The organism is Actinobacillus porcinus (genome assembly GCF_901764995.1).
In the GTDB taxonomy this organism is placed as follows: domain Bacteria; phylum Pseudomonadota; class Gammaproteobacteria; order Enterobacterales; family Pasteurellaceae; genus Exercitatus; species Exercitatus porcinus.
The window spans coordinates 241,297-258,883 of record NZ_CABFKI010000002.1; the positions used below are offsets into that span (position 1 = coordinate 241,297).

Consider the following 17,587-nt stretch of genomic DNA (forward strand, 5'->3'; position numbering starts at 1 on the left):
TTGAAAAAAGTGATATTGATTAAAAAGATACAAAAAAATCCCCCCATTACAGAAAAATGGGGGGAAGGATCAAATGAAAAAAAACATTAGCATCAAGTTGTTATATCATGTTAGAACATGATTCGAGTACCAACGAGTACACGATGGTTATCTTTAAGTGTTACACCTGATTGTTTAACTTTACCTTTACCGCCTTCAGCATAAACCGCAACGTGTTTGTTAAAGCGATGGTCCGCACCAATCATCCAACCACGCATTTTGACATCATCATCCCCTGCCGCTGCAGTGTCCGCATTAGCAAAGTAATATTGTCCATAAATGGCATTTTGTGGTGTGACATCCACTTTTAAGCCCACTAAGTAACGGTTGTTTTTGTTAAATTCCTTAGATGGCTCATTAGGTGGGTAACTATATGCGGCAATTTTTTGGAAGCCGATATTTTTAGAGCCCACGCCTTTTTTATCAACCTTACCGTATGCCCAGTCAAAACCAACAGTGACAATTTTATATTTCACATCAAAACCGATACCGGCACGTTTCAATTTGTATTCATCCGCTTTCAAACCTGTATTGGATTGAAGTACTTCAGTGAAACCTGAACCAAAGCGAACGGCTAAGTCATCCCATTTTCCATCATAGAATAAACCGATACCATAGCCTTGTCCTTGATCCCAGTTTGGTACACCGGCTGATGTGCCATTCGCTTTATTTGAATTACCAAAATAGTAATCCGCCGCGAAGCGAACGCCTGCAAATTTGGCGGACATAAAGGTTGCGGCTTTTCTGTGACCATCAAAGAAGACGTTGCTACCCCATTCATAGGTGTAGTTCGCTTTTGGAATATGGTCACCTAAATGTAATTGACGACCGAAAGTTAATGTACCGATGTCTTTATGAATAAAACCAGCATAGAGACGATGAGCACGTAAATCTGAACCAATACTATCCGCCTCACCACCTAGTTTAGAGAAGCGCAATTCAACACCACCATAAGCGGAGAATCCTGCGCCCATTTCTTGATAAGCACGAACGCGGAGACGAGAGCCAACATCGCGTAAATCTGTGCGGTTATCTTTACTATTCATTAATTCAAAGTGAGCTCGACCATCAATATCAATTTTTGTCCCGTCTTTTTGATAAATCACGGTAGCTTGAGCTGAACTGGCTGCGAATGCAGCAACTGCTAATGCGAGAAGTGTCTTTTTCATAGTATGTTCCTTAGTTTTAGGTTTTACCATTTTGCCAGTTAAGAAGAGAATTTCTTCTTGCTACGTACTATATAAACGGTTATTTTTGAAGTAAAGATTCAAAAAACTTCATAAAAATCAAAAAAGAACAATTAAATCAATATGTTACATATTGATTCACCTATGTACATAGGTGACGCAGATCACAAAATAAACAATTATCATGGAGTGTTACATTTTGATCTATTTTATAACCCATTGTTAAAAAAGAACTTATTTGGAGATGTGTAACTTTATTATAGTGAAATAAATGGAGTAGAAGTTTATTTTACTTTTTTTACGGGATTGTGATGAGGATCACAGAATGAATGGAACTTATTCAAATTTAAGAAAAAAATAACTAGCACGAGCCGCACAGGGTTCCTTAAATCTAGCTCCACTGAAGTAAAAAGCCGCAAAGCGGCTCAGATTGCTGACAAAGCTCATCTTTGGGAAACCACCTAGCACGAGCCGTGCTAGGTTCATTAAGCCCAGCCCCGCTGGGGCTGAAAAAAGAGCCGCAGAGCGGCTCAGATTATGTAACCCTATACGGCTCGTATAGGGTTTGTCAACGGTCTGGGGCAAAAATATTTGCCCCTTGTATAGCATAGAGTTATTACTCTACAACCAATTTTTTACCATCATAAGACATGGATTGTACTTTGGTAAGTGCTTTGCCGCCGTCAGTTTCCCCACCAATCAACAGCACTTTATTACCATAAGATACCGCAAGACCGGCGGCAATATTTTCTGGTAATTTACCAACAATTTTCCATGTGCCATTTTTCTCATTGAGTGCATACACATCATTATGATATGTTTTTTTCAAACCGCCTGTACGATGTGCATCAGTAATGCCTTTTTCATAATTCGCTCTTGCACCCGGGAAGTTCGCACCGCCTGTAACAATATAGTGTCCGTTAGAATAGCCCCCCATGGCTGCCGCAATACCATCTTGTTGTGCCATGCCTGCCGGTGCAGGAAGATCACCGAGTTTTTTCCACGTAATACCATCCTTACCAATGGTACCTAGCTCTGTGCTGGCCGTGCGTAAACCGGCTTTAATTTCGCCGTTAACCACGAGCAATTTACCATTTTTAAGTCCCAATGCGGCACCGGCTCTTGGCGGGAATGGGAACACCCCTTCATTACGCCAAACATTTGTTGCCGGTTCATAGCTGGCGATTTCAGGTGAGAAGAAGAAGTCTTGTGCACGTAAATTGAAATAAGGATCGAAAACGGCTTTTTCTTTCTCTTTATCGCCACCCGCTGCAGCTACATCTTGGAATAAGCCGTTCCAAATTTCTTGGTTCACGCCACCCACAAAGTAAATTTTCTTACCGTCAGAAATCGCACTGGTTCCTGCTGTCGCCCCTTTTGGTGAACGTGTTTGCAATTTTGTCCACATATTCGAGGCCGGATCATAAACATAAGCATCATTAATGCTTTCATTTTTGTGGTTGGCTGTATCTTGGAAACCACCAAACACATAAAGCTTGCCGTCTACGCCTGCTGCGGTAGCTTGATTACGCATACCGCCTGGGAACGCGGCAATTTCTTGCCATTGCGCATCTTTTTCTTTTAAATTTAAGGCATAGAATTTGTCACCGCCGGAACCTAATCCAATATAGACGGTATCGCCAATCAATGCACCCGCACCGCCTTTAATTCCAACAGGAAGATCAGGATATGGCGCGGCTTGTGCAGCAAATGCAGTTAAACCTAATACAGATACAGCTAAAAGAGATTTTGTGAATTTCATAGGAAAGCTCCTTTTCTATTTAACAAATATTGGCTTTTTAGGCACAACGCAGTCTTTTATTGAAAGATAAACAGACCCTATTGAGTAAACAGCTAAATTACCCCAAATTTTCACCGCACTTTAAGGCATTAATAAGTTCGGTATAAACGTAATAATTTGTGGGAATATCGTAATTAATACCAATGTGATAAAAATCGGTGCTAAGAACGGTAATACCCCTTTGGTAACCGTTGATACTGACATATTGCCAACACGAGCCACCACAAACAACGCCATTCCCATTGGCGGTGTGAGGATACCAATCATCATATTAAGTGTTGTCATCACACCAAAGAACACAAGATCAATGCCAAATTGTTGTGCAATCGGGATAAGCATTGGTAACACAAGGAATTGTAATGCTAAGGCATCGATGAACATTCCCAAGAACAGCAATAAAAGGTTGATCATCACTAGCACCATAATCGGGCTATCCGCCAAAGCCACAAAGGCTTCACCAATTTTCATGGCTACTTGTTCGCGCGCAATCATGTCGCCAAAGAATGTCACTGTCATCACCATTAAAGCGGTTACACCTGTAATAGAAATCGCTTCTATACAACTTTTAAATAGGCTTTCTAAGGTCAATTCTTTGTAAACAAATTTACCAATAATAATGGCATATGCTGAAGCAAATACCGCGGCTTCCGTTGGTGTAAATAAGCCTGAAAAAATCCCGACGATAATTAAAACAGGGGTTAAAATTGCCCAAATGCTTTCTTTAAAGGCTTTGCAGAGTTCTTCTCTTGAGGCTTTTGGTGTTCTTGGATATCCCCGTTTTTTCGACACAAAATAATTCATGGTCATTAATGCGACAGTGACCAATACACCGGGTACAAAACCGGCCACAAAGAGTTTCGCTATACTTTCATTGGCAATCACGCCATAGATAATCATGGCAATACTTGGCGGTACAAGAGGGCCAATAATACAAGAGGCTGCGGTAATGCCTCCGCTGATCTCATCATCATAACCTGCATCGCGCATGGATTTTATTTCAAGCTGCCCTAACCCTCCTGCATCTGCCAAAGCAGAACCGGACATCCCTGAGAAAATCAAACTTGCCCCGATATTCACATGCCCCATACCACCTGTGTAATGCCCTAATAAAGCTTTGGCAAAGGTGAATATCTTGGTGGTTATCCCCCCAGTGTTCATCAAAATCCCTGTTAGGATAAAAAATGGCACACTGAGTAATGGGAAACTGTTTAAACTATCGACTAATTTAATTGAAGCGGAATTAATAATGTTCCAACGCGTCATCGCAAAATACAACACAGTGGCAATGAATAAAGACCATCCTACAGGTGTACCCAGGAACATAATCACCAACCAAATGCCCAAGGTGACATACACCGCTGAATCGCCTAATTTAACGTAATTAGAAATACGCAATGCCTTAAACCAATCCGGTTGGAAGAACAAAATAGCAAAAATAATCACCGCACTTACGACAAAAAACAGCGCTGGCAAATAACTTAATTTGTTATGAAAATTCTCATTTTGTGCTTGTAAGAAACGGAAAAACATGAGCAATGAAATAAACGGCAAACCGCCATAGAGCCATTTTTCCGAAATGCCCAATGAAACAATTTCAAAGGTTGCGCCAAGCCAGGTTTTAAACCCAAGATGCACAAATAATACAATCGAAATAAAAATCAGGAGTTGTACAAAGGAATTGGTAGCACGACGAATATAGTCCGGCATCAAATTCGTGAGAAAATCGATATACACATGCTGTTGGCTACGAATCGCCATACTAATCCCGAATAAGCCGGCATAAATAAATAAGAGCCGAGCTAATTCTTCACTCCAAATAATCGGTGAGTCAAAAATTTGACGAGCGACAATTTGTGCCACAAGAATGGCGAAAATGATGAGTAATAACGTACCCCCAAGCCATTCTTCTAATTTATTGATGAATTTCATAAAGCCTCCGAAATCAGGCTCATTAAGCGATATGGGCTAAGGGCGCATTACTACGCCCTCGTTTCACGAAAATAGCGTGATAAAAGTGCGGTCATTATTGAGAGAGTTTAGAGAATTCCTCCATGGCTTTTTTACCCGCATCACCGGTGCGTTTTACATAATCATCATAGTAAGGTTGTAAGGCCGCTTTGAATGGTTTGAGATCAGGTTGGGTAACCGTCACTTTTTTCTCTTTGAAGAATTCAATTAACTTAGTTTCATCATCCATAAACAATTTGGTGTGATATTCCGCCGCTTTGGCAGCCGACTCTTTCACAATTTTTTGTAAATCTTCAGGCAAATCATTCAAGGTTTCGTTACTAATCAAATAAAGTTGGTCATTTAAAATATGGTTGGTTAATGCCAAATATTTTTGCACTTCATAGAATTTTTGTGCTTGAATCGTTGGCAATGGGTTTTCTTGACCATCTACAGAATGGGTTTGTAACGCCAAATACACTTCAGAGAATGCCATTGGTGTTGGTGCGGCACCAACATATTTTGCAAAGGCGAGGTTAGTCGCCGCATTAGGTACACGAAGTTTTAACCCTTTCATATCCGCAATGCTGTTAATTGGACGGTTTGAGGTGGTTTGACGCGTACCGTTATAGGCGATACCAATAACTTTCATATTGAGTTCTTTGTCAATTTTTGACAACAAACCTTGACCAAATTTCGTATCAAACAAGGCTTTTTTCGCAGTATCGAAATTTGGAATCATATAAGGTAAAGCAAAAATTTCCGCTTCAGGGTAGAAAATTTGGAAACGGGCAGATTCGCTAAAGGTGAAATCTAACGCACCATCTTTTAATTGTTTCAACATCACGCGATCATCGCCTAATTGCGCAGCAGGATAAATCGAGATCTCAATTTTGCCGGCTGATTTGTCTTTCACTTCTTTCGCAAAGAATTCTGCAGCTTTATATTCATTTGAACTGGTTCCGGCTACCATACCAAATTTGAGGTCATAATCCGCTGCAAAAGCTGCACCTGAAATAGCCAATGCCAATGCAGTAAGAGCAAATTGTTTCAATTTCATGGATATCTCCTTGTTTGTCATAACCAATAAGCGATAACAAATAAATGAACACTAAATACAACTTGTCCGTCTATTCACTGATTACAGTTATAAAGCAATAAAGTCATTTTTTCAATTTAAAATGAAGTTTTATTTCTAAATTTGTGACAAAGCTCACATTTTAATCATTAGATGAAATAAAACTCCAATTTATGTTTTCTTTTAAGGAATTTTAACGATATAATTCAACCTAATGAAAATTTGACCGCGCTTTCTACAAACAAGGATGTGCGATTTATGCCATAGTTAATCTGAATAGGGAATCATTGGCTAAAGAAAGCATCATCAACCACGTGATTTATGGAGTAGATATGTCAAAATTAGATCCTCAAAATGTATTGGAACGTATTCGTTATGGGTTAATCGCTTCTTGCCAACCTGTTGATGATGGCCCGATGGATCATCCTAATATTGTTGCCGCAATGGCACAAGCCTCTGTCATTGGTGGCGCAGCAGGTTTACGTATTGAAGGCGTTGATAATTTAAAAGCCACTCGTCCTACAGTTTCCGTACCGATTATTGGTATCGTTAAACGTGATTTACCCGATAGCCCGATTCGTATTACCCCATTCTTAGATGACATTGATGCACTCGCTACTGCAGGCGCAGATATTATTGCTGTTGATGGAACAAATCGCCCACGCCCTGTTGCTATAAAAGCAGCGGTAGAACGCATTCATCAATGTGGCTGTTTAGCGATGGCGGATTGCTCAAATTTAGAAGAAGGGCTTTATTGTCAACAATTAGGTTTTGATATTGTGGGCAGCACAATGTCCGGTTACACAGGTGACCATACCCCTGAAGAACCTGATTTTCAATTAGTGAAAGATCTCAAGGCAGCCGGCTGTTTTGTCATGGCCGAAGGGCGATATAATACCCCTGAACTCGCTCGTTCTGCCATTGAAGCCGGTGCAGACTGTGTGACTGTGGGTTCTGCCTTAACGCGTTTAGAGCATATTGTCAGTTGGTTTGCTCAGGCGATCCAACAAGCCAAAAAATAAGGAAATTACTATGCGTTGTTTAGCCATTGATATTGGCGGCACTAAAATTGCCGTGGCATTAGTCGAAAATCAATTAATTTCGCAACGTCAACAAATTGTCACGCCACAGGATCATGATGGAAGTGGAATGCGTCAGGTTTTGAAAGATATTGTGCAACAATATCAAGGGAAATTTGATTATATTGCTGTTGCCTCAACAGGCATTATTAATCAAGGTATTTTAACCGCACTTAATCCTAAAAACCTGGGTGGCTTAGCGCATTTTCCTTTGTATGACAACCTGGCTTCGGTAAGTAAAAAACCAATTTTTTTGCTTAATGATGTGCAAGCGGCGGCCTTTGCAGAATATCAACATGAAGATCAAAGTGCGGTGAAAAATTTTGTGTTTATTACCGTCTCAACCGGCGTAGGCGGTGGTATCATTCAAAATGGACACTTACTGACGGAACCCAATGGTGTCGCCGGCCATATTGGTCATACGTTAGCCGATCCGAATGAGGTGATGTGTGGTTGTGGTCGCCGTGGTTGTGTGGAGGCGGTTGCCTCTGGACGCGCCATTGAAGCGGTTTCAAGCCAATGGGACAACCCTTGTTCGCCAAAAGAAGTCTTTGAGCGTTTTCGTCAAAATGATGAAAAAGCCACCGCACTTGTGGAACGTTCTGCTAAAGCCATTGCTAATTTAATCGCCAATTTACGCATTAGCTTAGATACGCAAAAAATCGTTATTGGCGGCAGTGTTGGCTTGGCCGAAGGTTATTTGCCTTTAGTAGAAAAATATCTTAAAAAGCAACCCTACTTTTATCGTTGCCCATTGCGCACTGCTCAATTTGGTGGTGATGCCGGCTTAATTGGTGCAGCAGCATGGGGGGAATATAATTTTCATCATAAAAATACTAAATAGTAAGGAAAAACTATGTATATCGGAACCTTAACTCGTCAAGATTATCAACGTGATTTACCTAAAGTTTTAGCGGAAGTCTGTGATTATTTAAAAACGATTGATTTACACGCCTTAGAAAATGGACGACATGACATCACTGAGCAAATTTTTATGAATGTGATGACACCAACAAGCGAGGCTTCAGAAAATAAAAAAGCAGAACTTCATCATCGTTATATTGATGTGCAACTGATCATTGACGGAATTGACGGCATGGAATATGGCGTTGAAACACCGGATTTAAGCCAATATGAAGAATATCATGAAGAAGACGATTACCAACTTACGAGCGTGACCATTGCCGATAAAAATTGGATTGAAGTTCGTCCGCAACAATTTGTGGTGTTTTATCCTTATGAACCTCATAAACCTTGTTGCAATGTAAATGGTCGGGTTGCGCAATTGAAAAAATTAGTGGTTAAAGTCCCTGTTGAATTAGTATAGCTAAGGGCGCACCGGGATGTGAATATTCAAACAGCAGGAAGTAATTATGACAAAAAGCAATATCTTAGAGCGTATGGCGGCGTTACAGGCGAGCTTAACCAAAACAGAAAAACGTATCGCCGAGCAAATTTTACAAAATCCTGAATTGATCAATAACTGTTCATTAGCGGATATTGCCAAAAATATTAATGTAGGTGAAGCCACGATGATTCGCTTCTGTCGCAGTTTGGGATTTGACGGATTTAGCGATTTCAAAATGGAATTTGCTATCGAACTGGCTACACAAAACCCAACGGTACAAACTTTATTAGATACGGATATTGCCAGTGATGATGAACCGGATTTAGTGGCGAATAAAATTCAAGTGGCATTAAATAAGGTCGTGAGTGAAACTATTAACCTTATTGATTTCAATGTATTAGAGCAAGTAGTCAATGAATTGCGTTTGGCTAAACGTATTTTTTTATACGGTGTCGGAACCTCGGGATTGCTTGCCCTTTGGGGAAAAAGCAAGTTAATGCGGATCGGTATGCAAGTAGATGCCTCTAGCAATAACCATTTTATGTACATGCAAGCAGCATTAATGCGCAAAGGCGATGTGGTGATTGGATTGAGCCATTCAGGGCAGTCTGAAGAAACCGTGCAATCTCTGGCTATCGCTCGTAACGCAGGTGCAAAAACCATTGCAATTACCCATAATGCGCGCTCACCGATCACCAAAGTAGCCGATTACGTTTTGCACAATGGTAACCGCCAATACTTATTACAAGGTGATTCTATTGGTACGCAAATTGCCCAATCTTTTGTATTGGATTTGATTTACACCTTACTGGTGCAAGCGGAAGAAGAAAAAGCCATTACCGCAAAACAAAAAACCGTACATGTTATTTTAGAACAACGTCAAAAATAGGAGAACGTTATGAAAAATCTGAAAGGTATTTTTAGTGCATTATTAGTTTCCTTTAACGAAGATGGTTCGGTGAATGAGAAAGGATTGCGCGAAATTATCCGTCACAATATTGATAAAATGAAAGTCGATGGTTTGTATGTGGGGGGCTCAACGGGGGAAAACTTTATGCTTTCCACCGCGGAGAAAAAAGAAATTTTTCGTATTGCAAAAGATGAAGCAAAAGATGATATTGCTTTAATTGCACAGGTCGGTAGCGTAAATCTACATGAAGCCGTTGAGTTGGGTAAATATGCCACAGAATTAGGCTATGACAGCTTATCTGCAGTAACGCCGTTCTACTATAAATTTAGCTTTGCAGAAATCAAACATTACTACGATACCATTATTGCAGAAACAGGCAATAATATGATTGTGTACTCTATTCCGTTCTTAACCGGCGTGAATATGGGGATTGAGCAATTTGGCGAGCTTTATAAAAATCCAAAAGTATTGGGTGTGAAATTTACTGCCGGTGATTTCTATTTGTTAGAACGTTTGAAAAAGGCGTTCCCAAATCATCTCATTTGGGCCGGTTTTGATGAAATGATGTTGCCTGCAGTTTCCCTTGGGGCGGATGGCGCAATTGGTAGCACTTTCAATATTAATGGTGTGCGTGCTCGCCAAATTTTTGAATTAGGCCAGGCGGGTAAACTTGCCGAAGCACGTGAAATTCAACATGTTACCAATGACTTAATTGAAGGCATTTTGGCAAATGGCTTATATTTAACCATTAAAGAAATCTTGAAATTACAAGGTGTTGACGCAGGTTACTGCCGAGAGCCAATGACAAAATCGGCCACAGAGCAACAACTTGCTGTCGCAAAAGCCTTAAAAGAAAAATATTTATAATCCTAGATATAAGCAGCGTGTGTTCTTCCGAACAGCTATTGGCACACGCTGTTTTTCCTATTTAATCGGAGAATTTCCCATGCGCCTTATTCCCTTACAAACAGAACAACAAGTCAGCCAATGGGCTGCTCGCCATATTGTTGATAGAATTAATCACTTTAATCCCTCTGAAGATCGTCCTTTTGTTTTAGGTTTGCCTACAGGGGGAACGCCACTAAAAACCTATCAAGAATTAATCGCACTTTATCAAGCCGGAGAGGTGAGTTTTAAACATGTTGTCACCTTTAATATGGATGAATATGTCGGCTTACCTAAAGAACATCCTGAAAGCTATCATTCTTTTATGTATAACAACTTCTTCAATCATATTGATATTCAAGAAAAAAATATCAATATTCTGAATGGCAATACGGATAATCATGATGAAGAATGTCGCCGTTATGAAGAAAAAATCAAATCTTACGGCAAAATTCATTTGTTTATGGGAGGAGTTGGACAAGATGGACATATTGCATTCAATGAACCGGCCTCTTCGTTGACTTCACGTACCCGCATTAAAACCCTAAATACGGATACCTTGATTGCTAATTCACGCTTTTTTGATAATGATATTAACAGCGTGCCAAAATATGCCTTAACTATTGGCGTTGGGACATTAATGGACGCGGAAGAAGTGATGATTTTAGCCACGGGACATAACAAGGCTTTAGCGGTACAGGCAGGTGTGGAAGGTTCGGTCAATCATCTTTGGACCATTAGCGCGTTACAATTACATCGTCATTTTATCCTTGTTTGTGATGAACCTGCACAGCAAGAATTAAAAGTGAAAACCGTAAAATACTTCACGGAATTGGAACAACGCGCGATTCACAGCGTTTTAGACTAATAAGAGAAATGAAATTATATGGCTTATGCTTTAATTAACAGCACGATTTACACGGGGCAGGAAACCTTGCGCGGTTATGCGGTGGTGGTAAAAGATGACAAAATCCACGCCATTATTCCGCAGCAGGAATTAGATAAAAATATAGAAACCATTGATCTGCAAGGCAATAATCTCACGGCAGGTTTTATTGACTTGCAACTTAATGGTTGTGGCGGCGTGATGTTTAATGATCAAACCAGCGTGCAAACCCTTGAAATTATGCAGGAAACCAACCTGAAATCCGGCACCACGAGTTTTTTACCCACATTTATTACATCCCCCGATGAAGATATGAAAACCGCGGTCAAAATCATGACCGAATATTTGGCGAAATATCAAAACCAAGCGTTAGGTTTACATTTGGAAGGGCCTTATTTAAGTGTGGAGAAAAAAGGCGTACATCGCCCTGAATATATTCGTGAAATCAGCCCTGAAATGAAGCAATTCTTACTGGATAATGCGGCAGTGATTACCAAAATCACCCTAGCGGCTGAAAATCCTACTGCGCAATATATTCCTGAATTTGTGGAAAAAGGCATCATCGTTTCCATTGGACATTCTAACGCCAATTATGATACGGCAAAAAGAGCCTTTAGACAGGGCGCCGGTTTTGCCACTCATTTGCATAACGCCATGTCACCAATCAGTTCGGGGCGCGAATTAGGCGTTGTCGGTGCGGTATTGGATTCGGATGTTTACACAGGCATTATTGTGGATGGTGTGCATGTGGATTTTGCCAATGTGCGTTTAGCCCAAAAATTAAAAGGCGACAAACTTTGCATTGTGACCGATGCACTGGCGGCGGCAGGTTCGGATATTAAAACCTTTACTTTTGTAGGCAAACCGATTTTTGTGGAAAACGGACGTTGTTTTGATGCCAATGGCGCGTTAGGCGGTGCTTCTATTACGATGATTGAGTCTCTCAAAAATATGGTGGAACAGGTTGGTGTCTCGCTTAGCGAAGCACTCAAAATGTGCAATCTCTACCCGGCACGCGCCATCCATCAAGACCATAAATTAGGTTCCATTGAAACAGGCAAAATTGCCAATCTCACCGCATTTACTGCAGATTTCCAAGTGATCGGTACCGCGGTAAATGGTATCTGGAAAAGTGCTCATCATTAATACCCCCTATACGAGCCGTATAGGGTTACTTCATCTGAGCCGCTCTGCGGCTCTGCTCTACGACTCTTACTGTCAGCCCCAGCGGGGCTGGGCTTAAGGAACCTAGCACGGCGCGTGCTAGGTGAACTCTCAAAATGAGGTGTAATAGACAAATTTGTTGCTAAAAACTGGCTTAAAGCTTTATAGTACAAGGCTTTAAGCCCTATTTTTGAAATATGAACAAAAAACTGCCCATTTTGCCAAAATCCGAAAATAAAGAAACATGGCACATCAAATAATATTCAACGATATTTTTTGTAATAAGTGTCATAAAACATTTTCCTTCAAGAAAAAATTAGATCCAATTAAAATTTGGAACGATTATATTTTAGGGAAACAAACCTATAAAGAACTCGCAATTAAATATCATTGTTCAGTCAGAACTATTCAAAGATATATCGATATGCAAAAATTAAGAAAAAAGCATCAATCGCAAGCAGGAAAAGAATTAAAAATAATAGTAAAAACATTAACAAAGAGTTCAAAAAATGAATTTTATCTACGATTACATTATTGGTTTATTAAACACCAAAATTTTTTAAAAGAACGAAGTGATAAAGCCAATGAAAAAGGTTATTTTCCTTATAAACATCGCAATGTAAGAAGTGCTTATGCCGGTTTAAGGCGTTATATGGATTATATTTTTACCTATGAGAAATATCCTGAATTAAATATAGAAAGGACAACAAATCGTTTAGAAGGGCTTTTTAGTGAACTTAAACGAAAAATAAATAATCACAACGGATTAAATAAAATACGTAATGTATTGTTTATACAGGATTTTCTAAATAGAAAAAGTTGCTAACATTTAAAGAAAATAAATATTGGCAACTGTTTTGTCTATTTGAGCTGTTTTGGGTGTAATAGCAACTATTTTGTCTATTACACCTATATTATCCATAGAATTTATAAATGGGGTTATGGCATGAGTGGCATTACCTATATTGATGTTAATCACTTCACCAAACTGGTCATAAATGATATTGTTTGGAACTATTCTAATTCCATTACTAACATAGTTCACTGTGTTCCTTTTTTTGAAATTAAATGTATTCCCGTTTTCTCTTGCTAACTTTTCCAAAAAAATTCTATTTTTAATCTTGTCAGCAAATCTCGAATCTGGAACATCGGATATATAATGAGATGAAGAATCAACATTTAAACTACCTTTCCAAAAAGACAAGCCAGAGCCATTAAATCCAATAGAGCCTTCAGATAAATCTGTAGTGAAGTGAATTGCATCACCTATTGTTTTGCCTAAACTATGTGAAACATTGGTAAAAGAACGTGTAATAATTTTACGCCTAATTAAGTCATCAACAAAATGCTTTGCATCTTCTACTTGTTTTTGAGGAAGCCCAGTTATTGCTAATTCAAAATCGGCAATTTTATCTTCTTTTGTAGAAAATTCTGTTCCTCTATGTAATAAAAACATTTGATTAGTCTTTTTATTTATAACGAGAGTTCCTGAGTAGCCACTAGCAGTATTTGATTGATGAGCTAGAATGTCATAATTGTCTATAAAATTTCTAGCTTGTTCATCAGAAAGTTCAGATTTTTCTCTTAAACTCTCATTAATTTTCTTACGGTTATTTATTTCAGGAAATTCTCCATATGCTGAAGCTGCTAACAATGCTAGGTTGTCATTAGACATAATCCTACCTCACTAGTTATTTAAATAATCATTCATAAAATCTGAACCTTCCGAAATATCATTTTCATTACACTTAAAACTTTCAGCTAGCCCTGAAAGAGGGTTTCTGAAATACCCCGCAATTAAATGATACTGTACTATAACCTGTTTAAGGTTATGATCGTATAGTACGAAAGTATTATGACCAAATATCTTGTTAGGGTTTATATATACATATATATTTAAGTAAGGATATTTTCTATTTACCTCCCCTAAAAAATGTTTATTTCCATCAAAATACATTACTTGTTGATATAGCCCTTGATTTTTTATAAAAAAAGGATCTGTTTCTGGCTCACCTTCAATCGTAGGATAATATACCCATTCAGTACCTTTGAGTGACTCATTAACGCCTGATAACTTTCTCCATTCTTCGGGTGTTAAAAAAACTTCTACTTCTTTGCCTTTCCACATATCACAACGGTAAGGAGTAATGATTTCTGCTAAAATCATGTCATAGAAAAAAGATACCCATAAAATATAGGGTATAAAAGGGATAAGTAGAGCAATGCAACAACAAGGATGCTTGCTAAAATGCTGTTTTAACTTATTACAAATGCTATGACTCATCGCAAAATCTCACCATTGTTTTTATTCTAACCCCTAAACATAGGGTAATAGAAAGCGTCATTATCGCGTTTATAACATACCAACCACGTTTAATAAATAATCAAATGTTGAATTTGTGATCTACTTCATATTTTTATGAATAGAAATTTCAGAGAAGAGAATATTAAAAGAATTGAGACAGAAATTATTGGTTCATAATAGATTAATGGAAAGACATAACATTATGTTTATAAAGGATTTTTTAATACAAAGAGTTGGTAATAATTAGAAAAATAATTAAAACCAACTCTTTGAGCCATTAGAGATATAAATTTCCAAAATATAGTGGTAGACTAGATAAAGGCTCATCTTCAGTAGATGTATTAATTCCTATAATTAAATCCGCATATCCTAAAAAAATGACCGCGCTTGGTAGCAAGTGCGGTCATTCTTTTTAATATTTTACCACCTATTTTTTCTTCGCGTATTTCAAACTATCAATAGCAACCGCAAGAATGATAATGGAACCTTTGATAATGTATTGCCAGTAAGGGTTAACACCGATATAGGTTAAACCATAGTTGATAACGGTGAAAATTAACACCCCCGTGACGACACCGATAATGGTGCCCACACCGCCGGCAAATGACACACCGCCCACCACGCAAGCGGCAATGGCGTCTAATTCATACATAAAACCAAGGTTGTTCGTTGCAGAACCGATACGTCCTGCTTCGAGCATCCCACCAAAGGCATAGAATACACCTGCAAGGGTATAAATCACCAATAAGTTACGTGTGACGTTTACACCGGATACTCGTGCTGCTTCCGGGTTGCCACCGATGGCGAAAATGTTTTTACCGAAGCGGGTTTTGTTCCATAAAATCCACATTAAGATGGTTGCTACAATGGCGTAAATCGTAATGTAAGAAAGTTTGAAACTACCGAAGCGGAAGAACCCTTGTGCAAATGACGAGAAGTTTTCGCTGAAGCCTGCAATTGGAGACCCGCCTACGGCGTCATAGTACAAAGAGTTAAAGCCATAAACGATAATCATCGTCCCCATGGTTGCAATAAATGGCGTTACATTTAACACTGCCACCACAAAGCCGTTCACTAAGCCAATGACCGCGCCAATGGCACACACAATCAAAATCACCACAAAAATCGGCATTTCGGGTAAATTAGGAAATACACGGTTAAAGTTATCCATAGCTTGCAACATGGTTGCTGCAACCACCGCTGCTAAGCCCACTTGACGACCGGCGGATAAGTCCGTACCTTGAACCACCAACAAGCCGGCAATCCCCAACGCGATAATTAAGCGAACAGAAGATTGGGTTAAAATATTACTGAAGTTCATCAGCGTTAAGAAACTTGGGTCTTGAGCAATAATGACACCAAGCAAAATCAACAACACGAAATAAATCGCATTTTGTTTGAAAAAATCCCATGTTTTTGTTTTTTGACCAGCCATACCACATTCCTTCTATAAATACTTAGCTGCCAATTGCAAAATTTCTTCTTGTGAAGTTTTTGCTGTTTCAACAATGCCAGCCACTCGACCATTGCTCATCACTAAAATGCGATCCGTAATCCCTAGTAATTCAGGCATTTCTGATGAAATCATAATGATGCCTTTATCTTTTTGGGCAAGTTGCATAATCAATTGATAAATTTCATATTTTGCCCCAACGTCAATACCACGGGTCGGCTCATCAAGCATTAAGACTTCAGGTTGAGTCAGCAACCAGCGCCCAATAATCACCTTTTGTTGATTACCGCCTGAAAGCGAACCAATGGTAGTTTTATGGGATGGTGTTTTCACATTCATCGCATCAATCACCCATTGGGTATCGCTTTTCATTTTTTTGCTACTGAGCAAACCCCATTGGGTCATATAAGATTTCATATTAGAAATCAACGAATTAAACTCAATACTGAGATTAGCATAGATCCCCGTAGAACGGCGTTCTTCCGTCACCAAGGCAAAACCATTGTTAATGGCTTCAAGCGCACTGTGATTGACCACCGTTTTATCGTGCAATTTCACCGTACCACCGGCACGCGCACGTACGCCGAAAATAGTTTCCACAATATCCGTGCGTTTTGCACCAACTAAACCTGCAATACCTAAAATCTCGCCTTTGCGTAATTCAAAGCTAACGTCTTGGATAGACGGCTGATTAAGTGCGGTTAAATTTTCCACCGTTAGGATCACTTCTTTCGGCGTATTAATTTTTTCAGGGAAGCGTTGCGTTAGCTCTCGTCCCACCATCATAGACACCACTTGATCCATGGTGACATCTTGAACCGCTACGGTATTCACCCATTGCCCATCGCGTAAAATGGTGATTTCATCACAAATGCGGAAAATCTCATCCATTTTGTGAGAAATGTAAATAATGCCGCAACCGCGTGCTTTTAATTTGGCGATAATGGTGAAAAGATGTTCCACTTCTTTTTCTGAAAGCGATGACGTAGGCTCATCCATAATCACAATTTTGGCGTTATAGGAAAAGGCCTTCGCAATTTCGATCATCTGCATTTGTGACACAGACAAATCCGCTACTTTATCTCGCGGATCCACATCAATCCCCAGTTCATCAAAAATGGCTTTGGTGTCGTTATACATTTTGGTGTGATCCACAAAAATCCCTTTCAGCGGATAACGCCCTAGCCAAAGGTTATCCATCACATTACGCTGGCGCACAAGGTTTAACTCTTGATGCACCATAGAAATGCCGTGTTCTAAGGCTTCTTTCGATGTTTTAAAATTGACAGGCTTACCAAGGAACATAATATCGCCTTCATCCTTGGCGTAAATGCCAAATAAGCATTTTAGTAAAGTAGATTTACCTGCCCCATTCTCCCCCATTAATGCGTGAACACTATGGGATTTCACGGTTAAATTTGCCTTATCCAAGGCTTTAACACCAGGGAACGACTTGCTCACATTTGTCATGGTGAGTAGCACTTCTTGATTTTGTGCCGTCATAC

16 protein-coding genes are annotated in these 17,587 nt (G+C 39.3%); 8 read left to right on the forward strand and 8 right to left on the reverse strand.

Going from position 1 to position 17,587, the window contains the following annotated elements:
• Positions 1-110: 110 nt before the first annotated feature.
• The 4 genes from E7T07_RS02665 to E7T07_RS02680 form a co-directional block, all read right to left on the reverse strand.
• Positions 111-1,208, reverse strand: coding sequence for a porin (locus E7T07_RS02665; protein WP_135709369.1), 1,098 nt, complete (start codon positions 1,206-1,208; stop codon positions 111-113).
• 634 nt (positions 1,209-1,842) lie between these two features.
• On the reverse strand, positions 1,843-2,988 hold the full coding sequence (locus E7T07_RS02670; RefSeq protein ID WP_135709370.1) for an N-acetylneuraminate epimerase: 1,146 nt from the start codon (positions 2,986-2,988) through the stop codon (positions 1,843-1,845).
• A 120-nt stretch (positions 2,989-3,108) separates the two neighbouring features.
• On the reverse strand, positions 3,109-4,956 hold the full coding sequence (locus E7T07_RS02675; protein ID WP_135709371.1) for a TRAP transporter large permease: 1,848 nt from the start codon (positions 4,954-4,956) through the stop codon (positions 3,109-3,111).
• Between the two features lie 94 nt (positions 4,957-5,050).
• The gene (locus tag E7T07_RS02680) at positions 5,051-6,034 is read right to left on the reverse strand and encodes a sialic acid TRAP transporter substrate-binding protein SiaP (protein ID WP_135709372.1); all 984 of its coding nucleotides are present in this window, start codon (positions 6,032-6,034) and stop codon (positions 5,051-5,053) included.
• A 350-nt stretch (positions 6,035-6,384) separates the two neighbouring features.
• Between E7T07_RS02680 and E7T07_RS02685 the strand changes: the two genes are divergently transcribed.
• The 8 genes from E7T07_RS02685 to E7T07_RS11245 all read left to right on the forward strand — a co-directional run bounded on the left by E7T07_RS02685 (position 6,385) and on the right by E7T07_RS11245 (position 12,606).
• Positions 6,385-7,074: an N-acetylmannosamine-6-phosphate 2-epimerase gene (locus E7T07_RS02685; RefSeq protein ID WP_135709373.1), complete on the forward strand. Its 690-nt coding sequence runs from the start codon at positions 6,385-6,387 to the stop codon at positions 7,072-7,074.
• Positions 7,075-7,084: 10 nt separating this feature from the next.
• Complete coding sequence (locus E7T07_RS02690) at positions 7,085-7,975, forward strand: N-acetylmannosamine kinase (RefSeq protein ID WP_135709374.1); 891 nt, start codon at positions 7,085-7,087, stop codon at positions 7,973-7,975.
• 12 nt (positions 7,976-7,987) lie between these two features.
• The gene (nanQ, locus tag E7T07_RS02695; protein WP_135709375.1) at positions 7,988-8,458 is read left to right on the forward strand and encodes an N-acetylneuraminate anomerase; all 471 of its coding nucleotides are present in this window, start codon (positions 7,988-7,990) and stop codon (positions 8,456-8,458) included.
• A gap of 43 nt (positions 8,459-8,501) precedes the next feature.
• Positions 8,502-9,368 (forward strand): MurR/RpiR family transcriptional regulator, encoded by an 867-nt coding sequence (locus E7T07_RS02700; protein ID WP_425455027.1) that lies wholly within the window; start codon positions 8,502-8,504, stop codon positions 9,366-9,368.
• 9 nt (positions 9,369-9,377) lie between these two features.
• On the forward strand, positions 9,378-10,256 hold the full coding sequence (gene nanA, locus E7T07_RS02705) for an N-acetylneuraminate lyase (protein ID WP_135709377.1): 879 nt from the start codon (positions 9,378-9,380) through the stop codon (positions 10,254-10,256).
• A gap of 79 nt (positions 10,257-10,335) precedes the next feature.
• Positions 10,336-11,142, forward strand: coding sequence for a glucosamine-6-phosphate deaminase (nagB, locus tag E7T07_RS02710; RefSeq protein WP_135709378.1), 807 nt, complete (start codon positions 10,336-10,338; stop codon positions 11,140-11,142).
• A gap of 18 nt (positions 11,143-11,160) precedes the next feature.
• Positions 11,161-12,306: an N-acetylglucosamine-6-phosphate deacetylase gene (gene nagA / locus E7T07_RS02715; protein ID WP_135709379.1), complete on the forward strand. Its 1,146-nt coding sequence runs from the start codon at positions 11,161-11,163 to the stop codon at positions 12,304-12,306.
• Between the two features lie 252 nt (positions 12,307-12,558).
• A complete protein-coding gene (locus E7T07_RS11245; RefSeq protein WP_425455028.1) occupies positions 12,559-12,606 on the forward strand; it encodes a hypothetical protein in 48 nt (15 codons plus the stop codon).
• Positions 12,607-13,153: 547 nt separating this feature from the next.
• Here E7T07_RS11245 and E7T07_RS02725 read toward each other — a convergent pair.
• From E7T07_RS02725 to mglA, 4 genes are all read right to left on the reverse strand, one after another.
• Positions 13,154-13,999, reverse strand: a complete 846-nt coding sequence (locus E7T07_RS02725; RefSeq protein WP_135709381.1) for a DUF6792 domain-containing protein — start codon at positions 13,997-13,999, stop codon at positions 13,154-13,156.
• A 12-nt stretch (positions 14,000-14,011) separates the two neighbouring features.
• A complete protein-coding gene (locus E7T07_RS02730) occupies positions 14,012-14,491 on the reverse strand; it encodes a hypothetical protein (RefSeq protein WP_246046097.1) in 480 nt (159 codons plus the stop codon).
• Between the two features lie 565 nt (positions 14,492-15,056).
• Positions 15,057-16,064 (reverse strand): galactose/methyl galactoside ABC transporter permease MglC, encoded by a 1,008-nt coding sequence (gene mglC, locus E7T07_RS02735; RefSeq protein ID WP_135709383.1) that lies wholly within the window; start codon positions 16,062-16,064, stop codon positions 15,057-15,059.
• 12 nt (positions 16,065-16,076) lie between these two features.
• On the reverse strand, positions 16,077-17,585 hold the full coding sequence (gene mglA, locus E7T07_RS02740; protein WP_135709384.1) for a galactose/methyl galactoside ABC transporter ATP-binding protein MglA: 1,509 nt from the start codon (positions 17,583-17,585) through the stop codon (positions 16,077-16,079).
• Positions 17,586-17,587 lie beyond the last annotated feature (2 nt).

Excerpts from the sequence above, each read along its gene's own strand:
- nanA (WP_135709377.1), top strand. The coding sequence starts at position 9,378 with ATGAAAAATCTGAAAGGTATTTTTAGTGCATTATTAGTTTCCTTTAAC.
- mglA (WP_135709384.1), bottom strand. The coding sequence starts at position 17,585 with ATGACGGCACAAAATCAAGAAGTGCTACTCACCATGACAAATGTGAGC.
- E7T07_RS02665 (WP_135709369.1), bottom strand. The coding sequence starts at position 1,208 with ATGAAAAAGACACTTCTCGCATTAGCAGTTGCTGCATTCGCAGCCAGT.
- E7T07_RS02730 (WP_246046097.1), bottom strand. The coding sequence starts at position 14,491 with ATGATTTTAGCAGAAATCATTACTCCTTACCGTTGTGATATGTGGAAA.
- mglC (WP_135709383.1), bottom strand. The coding sequence starts at position 16,064 with ATGGCTGGTCAAAAAACAAAAACATGGGATTTTTTCAAACAAAATGCG.
- nagB (WP_135709378.1), top strand. The coding sequence starts at position 10,336 with ATGCGCCTTATTCCCTTACAAACAGAACAACAAGTCAGCCAATGGGCT.
- E7T07_RS02725 (WP_135709381.1), bottom strand. The coding sequence starts at position 13,999 with ATGTCTAATGACAACCTAGCATTGTTAGCAGCTTCAGCATATGGAGAA.
- nanQ (WP_135709375.1), top strand. The coding sequence starts at position 7,988 with ATGTATATCGGAACCTTAACTCGTCAAGATTATCAACGTGATTTACCT.
- E7T07_RS02680 (WP_135709372.1), bottom strand. The coding sequence starts at position 6,034 with ATGAAATTGAAACAATTTGCTCTTACTGCATTGGCATTGGCTATTTCA.
- E7T07_RS02690 (WP_135709374.1), top strand. The coding sequence starts at position 7,085 with ATGCGTTGTTTAGCCATTGATATTGGCGGCACTAAAATTGCCGTGGCA.
- E7T07_RS02670 (WP_135709370.1), bottom strand. The coding sequence starts at position 2,988 with ATGAAATTCACAAAATCTCTTTTAGCTGTATCTGTATTAGGTTTAACT.
- E7T07_RS02685 (WP_135709373.1), top strand. The coding sequence starts at position 6,385 with ATGTCAAAATTAGATCCTCAAAATGTATTGGAACGTATTCGTTATGGG.
- E7T07_RS02675 (WP_135709371.1), bottom strand. The coding sequence starts at position 4,956 with ATGAAATTCATCAATAAATTAGAAGAATGGCTTGGGGGTACGTTATTA.
- nagA (WP_135709379.1), top strand. The coding sequence starts at position 11,161 with ATGGCTTATGCTTTAATTAACAGCACGATTTACACGGGGCAGGAAACC.